The following is a 13,353-nucleotide window of genomic DNA, read 5'->3' on the forward strand; positions in this document are numbered from 1 at the left end:
TTATATAGGGGTATAGGGTAAGAGGCTGTTATGCCTCTCCCACACGTTAAAGCCTTACGATCTTTGCCATCTTCACAGGTGTAACTGTATATGTGACCTCCACATTTCTCTCATATTCAATCTTCGATCCGCAAGAACCACACTCAACAGTTCCATCGTCTGGACGTTCCCAAGCATCATCGTCAACAGACCCACAATAAGGACATTTGAAATCTCCATATGCTTCTTCTTCCGGATCTTGATTCAAGGTGATTTCCTTCACTCCATAAACCCTTTCTTTATGACTGACAGCACACCAACGATAATTTTTTCCATCAATCTCAAGAATACAGTCTGTCTCGGGTTCTTCGGGAACCTCCTTTATAAGCTCCATCAATTTATAGTTTTCGTCCCAAAAATGCTTCATATCGTATTTTCTTATTTGCCACATGTATATCTCTCCTTTGGTATAGGGGATGCCCCTAGAATAGTGTTAGACATAGCAGCCGCAGCCACCTATATCCAGCAGATCAATTTGCAATCCTAAGCCTGCTTCCCACTCTTCTCGCAGCTCTCGTAAGGTTAGAGTGTGCTCTACACCTTTTACTGTCCTGGTTAGGATAGTCACGTCCGTCCGGCCTAAATAAGCTTGCATCTCCAACTCTTTTGACTCGTGATATAAATACAGCGGCCTATTATTTTTTAGAAGATTTATAAAATGACTTTGTCCACCCCGAACGCAGAAGCCACCGCAGTTGTTGTGTGCGAATCCCATCTCATATAGTCGCGGAGCCTTGATCCCGTAAAGTTTAAGGTCATTCAACATATCTGTTTTGTACAAGTAGGGCTGCTCTTCATGGGCGCTATGACTCGGTATGGACTCCAACCGCGCTCTATGGCTGGCACACGATGTGACTCTGTCCAATCAATTCCCACGTAGATTAGTGCCTCATGCGGCTCGTACCGGGCCTTGACCCAGTTCCGCGAAAGCTTCTGCTTTAACTCCTCGCTGCATTGTGCCACCCGGCTGTTACCAATCCACTTTCGATCATAAAATACCTTCCACGGATCTCGTCCATCCTGTATCCAGTGAAGCGCAGGAATCCGTTTCATGGCCTCTCCAGCCAAGTCCAACAGATATTCCCGTCGATGATCAATTGGTACATCGCCCACATCTGGAATGCTGTCACATTTATCAATAAGATCAACTGGTTTCGGCAAATCGTATATGAAAGCCGCTGACTCGATCATAAATCTATAAAGGTCCCGGTCTTCGATCAGCGTGTCCGTAAACAGCAGGATCATGCCATCAATACCATTTGCCTCCGCATCCCTAGCGGCTGCCGTCATGCTGCCTACACCACCGCTAAAGCTGTGTATGCGTATCATTGTGTCTCTCCCCCTTATGGAGGGCTAAGCCTCCTTCTTATCCCCTATGGGGCTATAGATTTAATCCTCTGGAAGCAGCTTGTTAAATGCTCTACGGTATAATTCAGCGACCTTTACTCTCTTTTTCTGCCCTCCATAATGAACGTTCACCATGTGATTGCTCTCCTTCACCAGCACCGGGAAGCCTGTCCGTGGGTGCGAAGCAAATACTTTTCCGTCTTCGTCGATTCGATATGGGTAATAGCCAGGGATATATTTAAGAGTCTTGTTATCCATCTTTAATACTCCTTTGTTCGTTGTTATATGAATTATTTATATTATTTCTTGCGTTTCCTCACCGATCTGCCACACCTTTACCTCAATCTCTGGATGGTCAGAATAATACTTGCGCGTTACCAGCGCGACTACCTGAGAATCGTCCTTCCAAGCTATCTTATTTAAGGCATCGAATATACCTTTTACACAGTTATCAATATCAGGTTTGATTGTTGGCAGTTCTTGGGACTCTAGCGCCTCTCTCAAGCGTTTTTTTGTCCACGACTTAGGAAACGGGTATCTGAATCCTATTTCGACCGCTACGGGCCCTTCTAGCGGCTCTGAGAACTGTTTCCGTGCTACAAGTCCGATCATTTGTTTGTAAGACAGATACCTTTGAGCGCTCTTGCTTGTCCATTTGCTTCGTTGTGTCATCCGGACAGCTCCCATAGGAGGTTCGTTTATCACGAAAGTAATCATGCCATCGCCCCCAATGCCCCACCCGGGCGCTTACCTATGCAGCGTTTTTTTATACGGTCTACTGCTAACATCATTACTTCGTCTGGATCACGCCCAAGTTCTTCCCCGATTTGCTGCAAACTAATTCCCGATGACCACATTTCGTCAAATTGTTGTACTTGGTGCTGATCCCATGTAAAGTCCATTTCTTCACACGCCAGATAAATGCTCCTACGCTTGTTTTTCAGCTTGTTGTATTCTTCTCGTGCCATCCGTTACACCTGCCCTCTGGTAGATTTCTTCATGTGCAAGTATTCGATAGTCATAATCTTTAGTTTAGTCATAAGCTGCAATGACCAGTTCAGAATTGGTCATGCTTTCAAACGGTCTCACGTTCGTCCTCATCCTCCTGTGCTTTCTCCCACTCTAACTCTGCTAATCCTTTACGTATGAATTCGTCCCAGTCTTTGTCCATTAGGTCATAGGGGTCTATTGGATTCATGGGGTATCCTCTCCTTGCCCTTTAGGGGCTGTATTAATAGCTATCCTCGTAAGCTACAAACTCTTGTCCAACCAAATTACAAAGCTTTTCTAGCGCACTGTCATAGGCATGGGATAAGGATACGATTCGTTCGCCGTACTCTTCCCGTTCCTGCTTCAGGTCTTCAATGATTTTTTCTATCTCCTTTTTCATTCCTCTATCCCCTCTCCTTGAGCTATTAGAGCTGCTAAACAGATGGCTTCTTGTACAGTTGTAGCCGTCATCCTATACCCTTTCACCCAATAAGGTTCACCTTCTGCCAAAATAAACCTAGCCATCCATCCCCATGAACCGTCGTCCAATTGAGTCATAGCTACCTCTGTAAAATGCGTCTTGCTCAATTTGTCTATTACTTCCCATGCTGCAGCAATGTCAGTGGAGTAGTTAGGTACATCCCTAAAGTAGTCAGGGTAATCTGGAAGTCTGTATTTTGGGTATGCTGCAAGCATGTTATCACTCAATTCAAGCCCCATAACTTTCTCGGCCACCCAAGCATCTCGTTCCCTCAGTTGCATACTATTCCATTTAGCTATTACTTCATCCCTGGTCATAGGGTATCTTCTTCCCTTCTTATTGGACTATGAGTCTTGCTGTATGCGTTTCATAGCGTCTTCACGTCGTTTTGACGACCCGCTATTGTGATAGATATCCATACTTTTCAAAATGCGGTCAAATAGTCGGCCTTTCTTATCAATGACGTTCCCCCACTTATCTTTAAATAGCCATTGCTCCAATTCGTCTAAGTCAAGATTGGATGTAATATTAGTCTTTTTCCCTTGTCTGCCGTTAAGAATAGGAAACAGTACGTCCTTATATTCATCCGCCAGCAAATCCCCAGCTCCTAATTCATCCAGCGTCAACAAATCGCACGATACAGCACCATTGATTACATCTGTCAGTGTTACTTTTGAGTCAAATCTAGTAGCTGTTTTTGCTAGCTTCATGAGCTGCGGCACGTCCAAAAACAAGCAGACATACCCTTGCCGATTCAACTCATGGTGTATAGCCGCCATCAAATGGCTTTTTCCGTTCCCAGGGTCCCCGTAGAACAACAATCCGGTCTCTCTGGTCTCGTAGTATCTATAAAGTCTAATGCCGCTCTATGCACCTGTTCTGTGCCTGTACGTGGCTGGAAACTTTCAAAGGACGCTCGTTTAAGTTCCTCGTTCATGATGCTTCTCGCAAATACACGTTCCATTTGCCCTCTGCGGTGCCTTCGGTCACTTTCTAGCTGTGCCTTTTCACTTTCTTCCTGTACGCATTTACACGCTCGATTAAGGCCCCATTGTTTCTTAGGCGGGAAATAGGTTCTTTTAATCTGCTGTCGACACTTGATGCAGCAGTACACGCCCTCGTATTCATCATCTGCGAACAAACATGTCGTACTTCGAACCGGTGCCCGTGGATCCGTGGGAATCTCCCGGTAATCCTCGCCGTTCTCCTTCTTGCCGATCTTGTTGATTGCTTCTCCTATCGGTGAACGACCAACTGTCCTGGCTGGCTTGTGCTTGACCGTTTGCATCACGTTTTGAAGAAGCTGCTTGTCCTCCGTTGAAAGGTTGAGATTGTTGATGTCCAACTGCTAAACCTCCTTCCAGGTAATCTTTGTATCTATCCTCGTTTAAAAAGCTTTTAGGATGCTTGATAAACTGAGTTTCTGTTTTAAGACGATCACATTGCAGTCTGTAGTTAATAGCACATTGGATTATGAGTTCAGGAGATTCTTTCTTGATAACCTGCAACCATTTTTTATAGCATTCCTTTTTACCAATCTTTCGAGGGTACTCATTCCAGAATGTTTCAAATTCATTAGAGAACATATCTTTTAAATCATTTTTATTTCTTTTACTTTCCTTTCCTTTACTTTCCTTTAAGGCATCGTTTTTTGATTCGTCCGCATATGCGTTCGCATCCAAATCGCATTCATCATTTCCGACATCTTCCGAAGAACCCTTATCTGACGCGGTTTTTTTGCCCCATCGTGCCTCGGCTGCTTTTCTGGCTTTTTCAGATTTTTCTTCTTTTTTCTCCATCCTTCGAAGCAATGATGCACTCCAAAAGTGCGTTTCATCTGCTGCAAAAAGGTCAAATTCAGTGATGCAATCTTGTATGAATTTATGCGCCGTATCAGAATCGCATTGCATTTGTGATGCGAACGCATAGTAAGCGTATTTCGAACGCATATCCAATTTGTATCCGTCTGATTCCCTCATCATTTCTACTAGAATCCAGTACCACCCGTACCCTTCCGATCCATAGACACCGCGCATGGCGGTAATCTTAGGATCGTGACGGGCGTTACTGTCATGAGAGAAGTAATATGCCTCTTTCATTTCACCACCTACTCGTTAGTTAGTTCCTTGAGGGTCAATAAATCCTTTTCTTTACCAATCCGAACAGGGAGCACAATATAATTCAAATCTTCGAAAACCATAGGGGCCATTTCGCCAAATGAGTTCATGTTTGTGAAACCGAAGTTGGGGTCAATCGCTTGCAAAAACCGCTCTTTGATATAGACAAAACCCTCACCAGCTTTGAAAACTCGCAGATTGTCAAGTCCACTACTTGTATGAAGAAAATCCGTTCTAATAGCCTGCTTCGCCATTTCTCTGTTCAATGATATTGGTTCTACCGCGACACTCCTTTGTGGTTCATCGCTAAATGGAGTCTTTTGTAGGAGGTATCCCTCCTCTGGAAATCCTCCGAATATCGACAATAAAACCAATCGCACTTCTCTAGGAACTTCTTCAAAACTGATCATCCAGTTTCGATTCGTAATTGAATGGACACCGTCTTTCAGTGACCAGATAATTTTCTTTTTATCGTCCTTGATCTGCTTGCACAGACCTTTGATGTTAATCCCGTTATTCTTCATTTTCGTTTCCCCTCTCGCTAGATTTAGCCAGCATCGCCATCGCTCTCCGCGCCCGTATCCCCTCTGGAGTTTCATCAAGCCAGTCGTGGCATGCCGTACATAAATGTAATAAGTCCGTTACTCTCGTTTTATGGTTAATGTGCTTACGTCCGATCAAGTGAGCCCGTTCAGTAGCCAGTGCGTTGTCACAAAGCTCACAGAGGCCATGTGACCGCGCTTTAAGCTGCTTATCTACCTGTTGGCTGATATCTCCCTTTTGACGCTGAGTGAGCTTCACACGTTTGCTCTTGGCTGGTTTAGGCGCTGGATGAAATCCGTACTGTATCATGCTGCATGCCTCCAATCTCTAAAAAGGAAGATCTTCGTCTGCTATATAAATCGGTTTGCCATCGTCAGAAAAAGGATCATTGTTGTTTCTGGTTGAAGGCTGCTGTCTGTCTCCACTATCATTCTTGCTTGATTCAAGGAACCGGACGTTATCAGCCACAATTTCAGTGACGTAAACACGTTTTCCCTCGTTGTTTTCATAGTTCCTTACTTGAACCCGACCTTCTACAGCGGTTAGGCGCCCTTTTTTCAGATAATTAGCGCACGTCTCGGCAAGCTGCCGCCAAGTTACGATCGGCAAGAAATCCGCTTCTCTTTCGCCGCCTTGACTCGTAAATGGACGGTCTACAGCAAGAGTGAAGGAGCATGTCGCTACCCCGCTCGGCGTATATCGCAATTCAGGTTCTTTAGTCAAACGGCCGATCAAAATCACTCGGTTTAACAATGTGGTTCCTCTTTTCTTAATATAGGTTCAATTCTGAAAAATGCTTAATCCGGTCGATTTTCTTGGTCTTACGGCAGTATTCGCACCGCTCACATCGAACAGGCTCAGTCTGACCTGACTTGACTTCCTTCACGCGCTCAATGTTGTTTTTCACTATAGAAAGACTCTGCTCGATAATGTCATAGTCAAAGTAGATGATTTCATGGTCCGGCGGATTCTGCTTGGTCACGACCACCATATGCGGTAGTAGCCAATCTTTCCGGCCTGTAAAACGCTTTTCAACCTCAGCGTATACAGACATTTGAATGGTATATCCGTAATGTTGTAGGAAGTTCTCATATACCCCTGCGTCCTTGTTCCACCACTTGCCGTCGATATCTGCCAGCACTTTTAAGTCGGCGAATATCCCCGTAACAGGCTGATAGCTGTCCAGCATCACCTTCCATGGAATCCCAAACATCTCAGCAGTCATAATAACTTCTTTCCGTCCAGCCAAAGCCTTCATGACTAGCGGATCGTTCTGAAGAACTTCAATCAGCTTGTCGCAATGACGGAAATTAGATTTCAATTCACCTTTGGTCTTACCTTGGCTGCTATACATTTGAGGGTTATCCTCTTTGAATTGTTCAAGAGCCCCCTCATTCCAAGCATGCACATAATGTCCTTCCATAAAGGCTATTAATGGCGTGGGTACATACTCCCCACTGATCTTAGCCATAGCTGCCGCCTCACACCCTCCATAAGCTGGTAGAAAGCTTTTGAACTGGCTGACAGACATATAATGCCGGTCCGCTTCTGGGCTGAAATAATTACTCTTGTTCAGGTCCATCGGCTGGTACCTCTTTGATTTCCTCATACTCCGCATCAATAATAGTTGCGTTAGGATTCAATGGACTTTGTTGCTGCGGCTTTGGTTCCTTGTTCATATCAAAATCGCTTGAATCCTCAAAAGCCTGCGCCTGTTCGATGGTGTCAAAATCAAGTTCGATATTCTTGCATAGCCTGCGTAAAACAGTCTTTTTGTACATTTCCCCGGGGCTTTTTGTCCAAGCCTTACCAGTTGACTGTTTAGAGTAATCGTCCCTTGTTTTCTCGATTTCTTTTAATGACATGGTTTCATAAATCATTCCACCATCTTCAAAGAGCGCAACAGCAAACGCACCTCTAATAACTCCATCGTTAAATGGCAGTGGTTTAAAATTAATCGTTGGTTGTCCGCCTTCGATTTCCTCGCTGAAAGCATCACCTTCACGCACCAACTTTGCGTAAATATCCTTGACTTTGCGTGTGCTGTATTTCTTAGCAAGCTTCTTTTCGCCTTTATAATCCGTTTGGAATTGTAGACTTTTAATCCATCTAGGCTTGTCTTTAGTACCTAAATTCTCGTTATAAGGGATCGCATAGCATTCCTTGTTGAAGAAATCTAATCCCAAGAACGCACCCTTGAGCATCGTTCTAGCTACACTTTTAGCGTCACATTGTTCGATATCTTTGGTATCTTGTAAAACAGCCATGCAGTTTTGCAAAAACCTTGTCTTGTTAAAGCTAGTAGGCATTGCTTCGCTTTTTTCATCCAACATTTTGTTTAGGTTGTCGTGAATGACTAATAATTTGTCTGACATCTTTACAGCCTCCTAAAATTTTGATATAGTGACCACAAATGTTTATTTAAATGTTTCTGATTCGACTCTGGTTGCCGCCAGGGTCGTTTCACTTTCTAACGCATTACGCACGTCATATAGCGCTTCGAGCACATATTGCAACTTACCATCCCGAAAAATTAACAATGGCTCTACGATGTTATTGAGCGATTTACCACGTATTTCAGTTTCGGCTTGAAGCTCCTCCAGAACCCGGATAGCTTGTTCTAACGGCGTTTTCACGTTTCATTCCCTCCTTGTGCTCACGTCTAATCCGACGATACTCCCGATAAGCAACATCACTGTTGAACCTGAATTGAATGCTCCCGTTTTCTTGCTCAATGGCTTGTCCACCAACTTGTAACAAGGCCTGTAGATCGGAGTAGCTATTGCTTCCTTTGCAACGAGTTTGCATATGCATCGTCTATCACCCTCACTAGGACCTGATTTTTACACTCAACAGCATCCAACATGCATTCTTTGCAGTGTGGTTCCTCATGTTCGTATACCAGATACTTTGCCTCAGCTCCGCATCCGCATCTGATCACCATATCAAACCTCCCACTTAATCTTTTGAGACAACTCAACATAACGACCAAAGGTAATGCGATTTTTGATAAGGCCATATTCCGGTTCCTGCTCATACAATCGGCCCAAGTATTCCAAATGCTCGTCCGTCAGTACACTCAACCCCGTAAGGTTCTTAGTGACTGCCGCAGGTTTCTTACGCCACCACCGCCACATACCTATCAACTCCCTTTGATAGATTTGGATTAAACTGTATATGCTCCGTAACGAGCGCATTCACGTTCAGCTTGGATAAGGTAGTTTATTTCAAACCATATTCCCCCGACATTCACATACAACAGGTTGCCAATGCGTTTACCGCCGCAGTATTTACGCTTCATATTCATTCTCCTTCTTCTAATCCAGAATAGATTTCCTTACGGTATTCTTCATTTGCATCTCCTAGCAACTGTTCCAGCTTGTCCATGTTTTCTGCTTGGCTTTTAAATCCTTGTGCGGTTCTGTCAATTCCGTTGTTTGCATACACCACAGATTTATTAGACAAGTCTTCTGCTACTGCTTTAATGCCGTCTAACACGTTCAACATGTCATCAAAATCTAACGTACGGATAAATTGGATAAGTTCACTTTCTTGTTTAGTTAAATTCAAGTTAATCACTCCTTTTTATTAGTCCACCTTAACGCTGTACTTGATTGCCATTTCCTTAACAATAGCTAGATAGATTTCCGTTAATCGCGAATCCTCAGCAATTGCTTCCAACTTACTAATTGCATTGATCTTCGATTTAGCGGCACCTTCCAGAGCCATGCGCTTCTTGATGTTTTCCTGCCGGATGCCCAGTTTGCAGTTCCCGCGTTGTTCAAGCAGTTCGTAGCTCTCGCTGTTCACTTCTGAGTAAGCATCATGACCGCCGCGTTTCTGAGCTATTTTATTCAGTAAGGAGCGGACTTTCTTGCGCCATTCTGTGGGGTTCAGGGCCAAAATTTCGGCTTGGTTATCAAGTTGCTGTTTTACGGCGTTCACATCATTTTTTAGTTGCGAGTTTTCCAACTCTACTTTTGCAACAGCCTGGAACATATGATTAAACATTTGCAATTCTGGCGATAATGCTTGTGTATTGATAGTCAATTCGTTTCGCATTCGCTTGAATTCGATTAAAAACTTAACTTTCATTTTCATAGCTTCTGGAGTTGTATATGACATTGCGACAATAGCAAAGGCGTCTTCTGTCATTTCGAATTTTGGGTACCATTGTCTGTTTTGATGATGTTGATACTGGGTTTCCCCAAAGTTGGAGACACCCCATTCAGCTTCCCCAGCCTCTTGAAGCTTGTTAAGTTGCTGGCGAATATCTCTCATTACATGGTCATGGTCTTTACCAAACACCTCAGCTACGGTCAAGCTGTCTGTTACGGCTTGTCCTTCGTGTATAAATACCAACTGAGTCATGCTATTCCCCCTTTATTGCTGGCACCTCTATGAGAGGGACAATTCAAATAATGAAAGTGCTTATCTAAGAAAGCACTCATTTCTGGCCCTCGAATCATCCAACGTCCACCATCACAGCCATTGGTGATAACGGACATTTCACTTTTATAATTAGGATTAAGTAAGATGTTTTCCAACAGCCAGTCACGTTTGCGACAGGTTTCTAATTCTAATCGCTTCATATCCCACCAAGATCCATTTCCAAACCCCTCAAGCGATTTTTTTATCTCTTTTTCTGCTAGATCCCGAATAAACTCAGGATCAATGACTATTTTGAAATTTGGGGATACCATTTTACCTCCTCCTTTGCTACTTTAGATTTGAAATCAATCTCTGTTGAAAACAGATATTCAATTTCGCATTCTGGGAAAAACTTATTTTTAATCATTTGAGCCTCATCATAGTAAAATCTGAATCTGCCATGTACTTTATCGCTCACTGTTCCTCGTCTCATTTTTAGATCGCGAGAGATATCTGAAATTGTTACTCCTTTTTTTTTCATTTCTGAGCGAAGATTTCTGTACAGCATCGCCTGCCCCCCTTCCTCATGAACGATATTTCGTTCATGGTCAAGTAGTCAAAATGAATTTCATACTAAATTTCGTACAAAATTCATTTACAACATTATTGTCTTAATGTAATATATAGTCATGTACGAAATATCGTACAATAAAGAAACGTGGGGGTTAGGGTTAACGTGGAAAGAGCCAAAGTGATATCACGATTGATCGAAGAAAAAGGATACAGTAGACGAGCTTTCGCAGAGTCAGTAGGGATTCCATCAACCACGCTTCAGTCAATGTTAACTCGTGGTGTAGGTGGAGCGGCAATTGATAATGTTTTAAAGGTTACGAAGGGACTCGGAATTACAATAGATGAACTTGAGAAACTTGCGTCAGGTAAGGAAGAAATTTCGACCTTGGAAGCAGCTGAATTAGCTGAATTTGAGGCATTTATTAAGAATCCTGAACATGGGATATTTTTCAAGGATTATTTAGAAGCGCCAGAGGAACGAAAACGGGAGTTAATGCAATTTTGGAAATTCATTCAGGAAACAGAAAAAAACCGTAAGCCCAAAGATCGCCAAGGAGAATAATTAATTCATACCATTAATCGCGGTTTCAGCCAGCGGGCTGTCTCCTCCTACCCATACATACGAACATATATTCTTGTTTACGGGAGAATTGCCATGATATCTCATTATGAAGCTACATACTTGGAACACTCTATAGAAAATATGTATTTAAAGAATGGTATTACTGAACCTCAACATATAACCATCGAAAAAATTACTGCTGCTTTGAATATATGGATTTATCCATCTTCACAAAAAAGCAAGGCGTATGAATCAGTAGCGGGATTACGCAGCGTACTTTTGGATAATCGCTTGCCCTTGAAGGAACAACGTATTGAGTTTCTTCACGAAGTCAGCCATTTGCTTAGACACGCAGGCAATCAAACAATAATGCCTAAGGCGTTCATAGAGCTCCAAGAGGCAGATGCAGATCAATTCGTCCTCTATGCTTCAATGCCTTTTTTTATGCTTTCTAGACTCAAGCTTCCGGCCTTATACAACGATGCCCTTTTATATCTATCTGATATATTCGAGGTCCCTATTTATCTGGCTAGAAAAAGATTGAATCAAATCATGCGAAGGAATTATGAAGGGCAAATACGGACAAGCATTGAACAGCAGACCAATACTGCGAAAGGGGTGATGTCTAAAAAAATACCGCAGATTTGTGAACCAACAATTTATGCCTATTACGATCCATCTTTTACTTATGAGGGTCCGTCCCAATTGGTATTCCATCTAGATGAAATTACGTTAACTCAAAAAAGAGAACTTCCAATACCTTTGAATGGTCCTTTTAAGCAGATCGAAATTGATGAATTATTGCACTTTGAAGGGGTGAAAATTCTTCAGCATGACATTGTTTATTTCGAACCTGGAAATATAAAACTCATGCTAGGCCGAATAGTCCGCAGATACGGCACAGGCTCTAAAACTTTACTATTGCAAATGAAGGACCTAGAAGAAGTTATAAATCGGGGCAGAATTTATTGAATCACGGAGGGAAAGGGTTATGGCTAGCTTTCAGAAGTACACAACAAAGAAAGAAGGAAATATGTGGCTGTATAAGTATTACACTGGCGAAATCAACCCAGTAACAGGGAAGAAAAAATCGTCTACCAAACGTGGTTTTAAAACCAAAGCAGAAGCAAAATTTGACGCAGCCCAAACTGAAAAGGAGGTAAAAGACGGTAAATTCATCATACAAGATAAGTCAATTACTTTTGAAGAGGTTTATGAGAAGTGGTATGAAACCAATTATAAAAGATTTAAGCTTCCAACCAGAAAAACAGTTCGCTCATGTTTTAAAAGTCAAATTCTTCCACACTTCGGTAATATAAAAATAAAAGATATAACCCGTTCATATTGCCAAGATGTGATTAACAAAATTGCAGAAGATATTAAATCAGTGGAAAACATGAAGATGTATGCCAATCAAGTTTTCGATTTTGCAGTCCTGATGGAAATAATCAAGAGCAATCCAATGGATGTAGGCATCATCATACCAAAAAAAGAAAGTGATCAATTAGCGGGGGAACAAAAAATGAGAAATTATTGGGAAAAACACGAAATCAAAAAATTCCTTGGAATAGCCAAGCAAGCATATAGCTATCGTGATCAATTGATGTTTCACCTATTAATTTATACTGGCGCGAGAAAAGGGGAAGTTCTGGCCTTACGTTGGAACGATATAGATTTTAGAGAAAAAACAATTAATCTTGATAAGACATTGTTTTTTGATAAAAAACTTTCACGCCTTTGACCTCCAAAACGCCTGCCTCCAGACGTGTTCTTAGTTTAGATGATACAACCCTTGCCTTACTAAAAAATCACCGTACAGAGCAAAGCAGAGGCATTGTGCAGCCAATAGGTTTTAACGATGACAGAATGGTTTTTACACGTGAGGATGGAACACCAATTCGCTTGGCCTATCCAAACGACAAACTAAATGAAATCATTCGTTCTAACAAATTACACAAAATAACCGTACATGGCTTAAGACATACCCATGCATCCCTTTTATTTGAAGCTGGGGCCAGCATTAAAGAAGTTCAGGAACGTCTTGGACATTCGGACATTAAAATGACTATGAACATTTACACACATGTAACAAAAGCAGTAAAAGAAAAAACTGCTGATCGGTTTGAAAAATTCATAGAGTTTGAACCTCCAATCGCTGGTTCAGATGTGGTCACGAATGATCAAGAATAATAAATATGGTCAAAATATGGTCACGGCACTTTCTAGCTCAAAATTAAAGCCCCTGACCAGTGATGAAGTGCACCCCTTAGAATAGACATTGGAATAAACCCCTGGTTTATCCGATGAATTTCTAGGGGGTGCATTTTTTA

The 13,353-nt window shown here is 42.3% G+C and carries 26 protein-coding genes and 1 pseudogene; 4 read left to right on the top strand and 23 right to left on the bottom strand.

The window, feature by feature from the left end; translation table 11 throughout:
• Positions 1 to 46 precede the first annotated feature (46 nt).
• From ACL9RM_RS24695 to ACL9RM_RS24805, 23 genes are all read right to left on the bottom strand, one after another.
• The gene (locus tag ACL9RM_RS24695; protein WP_250268566.1) at positions 47 to 430 is read right to left on the bottom strand and encodes a TFIIB-type zinc ribbon-containing protein; all 384 of its coding nucleotides are present in this window, start codon (positions 428 to 430) and stop codon (positions 47 to 49) included.
• A 42-nt stretch (positions 431 to 472) separates the two neighbouring features.
• Positions 473 to 607, bottom strand: a complete 135-nt coding sequence (locus tag ACL9RM_RS24700; protein WP_323873164.1) for a hypothetical protein — start codon at positions 605 to 607, stop codon at positions 473 to 475.
• A gap of 191 nt (positions 608 to 798) precedes the next feature.
• On the bottom strand, positions 799 to 1,368 hold the full coding sequence (locus tag ACL9RM_RS24705) for a hypothetical protein (RefSeq protein ID WP_250268567.1): 570 nt from the start codon (positions 1,366 to 1,368) through the stop codon (positions 799 to 801).
• Positions 1,369 to 1,428: 60 nt separating this feature from the next.
• Positions 1,429 to 1,644 (bottom strand): hypothetical protein, encoded by a 216-nt coding sequence (locus ACL9RM_RS24710; RefSeq protein ID WP_250268568.1) that lies wholly within the window; start codon positions 1,642 to 1,644, stop codon positions 1,429 to 1,431.
• A 36-nt stretch (positions 1,645 to 1,680) separates the two neighbouring features.
• Positions 1,681 to 2,058, bottom strand: coding sequence for a RusA family crossover junction endodeoxyribonuclease (locus ACL9RM_RS24715; RefSeq protein ID WP_250268569.1), 378 nt, complete (start codon positions 2,056 to 2,058; stop codon positions 1,681 to 1,683).
• A gap of 41 nt (positions 2,059 to 2,099) precedes the next feature.
• Entirely contained in the window at positions 2,100 to 2,354 is a 255-nt protein-coding gene (locus ACL9RM_RS24720) for a hypothetical protein (RefSeq protein WP_023987503.1), read from the bottom strand.
• 107 nt (positions 2,355 to 2,461) lie between these two features.
• Positions 2,462 to 2,584 carry a hypothetical protein gene (locus ACL9RM_RS24725; RefSeq protein ID WP_323873165.1) on the bottom strand — a complete coding sequence of 41 codons (123 nt, stop codon included), beginning with the start codon at positions 2,582 to 2,584 and terminating at the stop codon, positions 2,462 to 2,464.
• Positions 2,585 to 2,617: 33 nt separating this feature from the next.
• Complete coding sequence (locus tag ACL9RM_RS24730; RefSeq protein ID WP_250268570.1) at positions 2,618 to 2,776, bottom strand: hypothetical protein; 159 nt, start codon at positions 2,774 to 2,776, stop codon at positions 2,618 to 2,620.
• Complete coding sequence (locus ACL9RM_RS24735) at positions 2,773 to 3,174, bottom strand: BC1872 family protein (RefSeq protein WP_414126592.1); 402 nt, start codon at positions 3,172 to 3,174, stop codon at positions 2,773 to 2,775. The genes ACL9RM_RS24730 and ACL9RM_RS24735 overlap by 4 nt, the downstream gene beginning before the upstream one ends.
• 27 nt (positions 3,175 to 3,201) lie before the next feature.
• The gene (locus ACL9RM_RS24740) at positions 3,202 to 3,678 is read right to left on the bottom strand and encodes an ATP-binding protein (RefSeq protein ID WP_414126593.1); all 477 of its coding nucleotides are present in this window, start codon (positions 3,676 to 3,678) and stop codon (positions 3,202 to 3,204) included.
• Between the two features lie 306 nt (positions 3,679 to 3,984).
• Positions 3,985 to 4,956, bottom strand: coding sequence for a DUF4373 domain-containing protein (locus ACL9RM_RS24745; RefSeq protein WP_250268573.1), 972 nt, complete (start codon positions 4,954 to 4,956; stop codon positions 3,985 to 3,987).
• 8 nt (positions 4,957 to 4,964) lie between these two features.
• Positions 4,965 to 5,498 (bottom strand): hypothetical protein, encoded by a 534-nt coding sequence (locus tag ACL9RM_RS24750; RefSeq protein ID WP_250268574.1) that lies wholly within the window; start codon positions 5,496 to 5,498, stop codon positions 4,965 to 4,967.
• Positions 5,488 to 5,826 (bottom strand): hypothetical protein, encoded by a 339-nt coding sequence (locus ACL9RM_RS24755; RefSeq protein WP_250268575.1) that lies wholly within the window; start codon positions 5,824 to 5,826, stop codon positions 5,488 to 5,490. The genes ACL9RM_RS24750 and ACL9RM_RS24755 overlap by 11 nt, the downstream gene beginning before the upstream one ends.
• 18 nt (positions 5,827 to 5,844) lie before the next feature.
• Positions 5,845 to 6,270, bottom strand: coding sequence for a single-stranded DNA-binding protein (ssb, locus tag ACL9RM_RS24760; protein WP_250268576.1), 426 nt, complete (start codon positions 6,268 to 6,270; stop codon positions 5,845 to 5,847).
• Between the two features lie 16 nt (positions 6,271 to 6,286).
• A complete protein-coding gene (locus ACL9RM_RS24765) occupies positions 6,287 to 7,099 on the bottom strand; it encodes a PD-(D/E)XK nuclease-like domain-containing protein (protein ID WP_250268577.1) in 813 nt (270 codons plus the stop codon).
• Positions 7,080 to 7,892 carry a RecT family recombinase gene (locus ACL9RM_RS24770; protein ID WP_250268578.1) on the bottom strand — a complete coding sequence of 271 codons (813 nt, stop codon included), beginning with the start codon at positions 7,890 to 7,892 and terminating at the stop codon, positions 7,080 to 7,082. The genes ACL9RM_RS24765 and ACL9RM_RS24770 overlap by 20 nt, the downstream gene beginning before the upstream one ends.
• Before the next feature lie 42 nt (positions 7,893 to 7,934).
• Entirely contained in the window at positions 7,935 to 8,153 is a 219-nt protein-coding gene (locus ACL9RM_RS24775; RefSeq protein ID WP_250268579.1) for a hypothetical protein, read from the bottom strand.
• Between the two features lie 309 nt (positions 8,154 to 8,462).
• Positions 8,463 to 8,654 carry a hypothetical protein gene (locus ACL9RM_RS24780; protein ID WP_250268580.1) on the bottom strand — a complete coding sequence of 64 codons (192 nt, stop codon included), beginning with the start codon at positions 8,652 to 8,654 and terminating at the stop codon, positions 8,463 to 8,465.
• 29 nt (positions 8,655 to 8,683) lie between these two features.
• Entirely contained in the window at positions 8,684 to 8,818 is a 135-nt protein-coding gene (locus ACL9RM_RS24785; protein ID WP_323873166.1) for a hypothetical protein, read from the bottom strand.
• 2 nt (positions 8,819 to 8,820) lie between these two features.
• Positions 8,821 to 9,087 carry a hypothetical protein gene (locus tag ACL9RM_RS24790; protein ID WP_250268581.1) on the bottom strand — a complete coding sequence of 89 codons (267 nt, stop codon included), beginning with the start codon at positions 9,085 to 9,087 and terminating at the stop codon, positions 8,821 to 8,823.
• Between the two features lie 18 nt (positions 9,088 to 9,105).
• Positions 9,106 to 9,888 carry a Rha family transcriptional regulator gene (locus tag ACL9RM_RS24795; protein ID WP_250268582.1) on the bottom strand — a complete coding sequence of 261 codons (783 nt, stop codon included), beginning with the start codon at positions 9,886 to 9,888 and terminating at the stop codon, positions 9,106 to 9,108.
• Positions 9,885 to 10,220, bottom strand: a complete 336-nt coding sequence (locus ACL9RM_RS24800) for a DUF771 domain-containing protein (RefSeq protein WP_023990549.1) — start codon at positions 10,218 to 10,220, stop codon at positions 9,885 to 9,887. The genes ACL9RM_RS24795 and ACL9RM_RS24800 overlap by 4 nt, the downstream gene beginning before the upstream one ends.
• Entirely contained in the window at positions 10,196 to 10,453 is a 258-nt protein-coding gene (locus ACL9RM_RS24805) for an XRE family transcriptional regulator (protein WP_250268934.1), read from the bottom strand. Before ACL9RM_RS24805 ends, ACL9RM_RS24800 begins: the two co-directional genes overlap by 25 nt.
• 171 nt (positions 10,454 to 10,624) lie before the next feature.
• Here ACL9RM_RS24805 and ACL9RM_RS24810 point away from each other — a divergent pair.
• From ACL9RM_RS24810 to ACL9RM_RS24825, 4 genes and pseudogenes are all read left to right on the top strand, one after another.
• Positions 10,625 to 10,861, top strand: a pseudogene (locus ACL9RM_RS24810) (helix-turn-helix domain-containing protein); the annotation flags it as partial.
• Between the two features lie 255 nt (positions 10,862 to 11,116).
• Positions 11,117 to 11,995, top strand: a complete 879-nt coding sequence (locus ACL9RM_RS24815; protein WP_250268583.1) for an ImmA/IrrE family metallo-endopeptidase — start codon at positions 11,117 to 11,119, stop codon at positions 11,993 to 11,995.
• Between the two features lie 19 nt (positions 11,996 to 12,014).
• Positions 12,015 to 12,764, top strand: coding sequence for a tyrosine-type recombinase/integrase (locus ACL9RM_RS24820; RefSeq protein ID WP_323873167.1), 750 nt, complete (start codon positions 12,015 to 12,017; stop codon positions 12,762 to 12,764).
• Complete coding sequence (locus ACL9RM_RS24825; protein ID WP_422759412.1) at positions 12,761 to 13,213, top strand: tyrosine-type recombinase/integrase; 453 nt, start codon at positions 12,761 to 12,763, stop codon at positions 13,211 to 13,213. Before ACL9RM_RS24820 ends, ACL9RM_RS24825 begins: the two co-directional genes overlap by 4 nt.
• The last annotated feature ends 140 nt before the right edge of the window (positions 13,214 to 13,353 follow it).

Source organism: Paenibacillus sp. S29 (genome assembly GCF_049319765.1).
GTDB lineage: Bacteria > Bacillota > Bacilli > Paenibacillales > Paenibacillaceae > Paenibacillus > Paenibacillus polymyxa_B.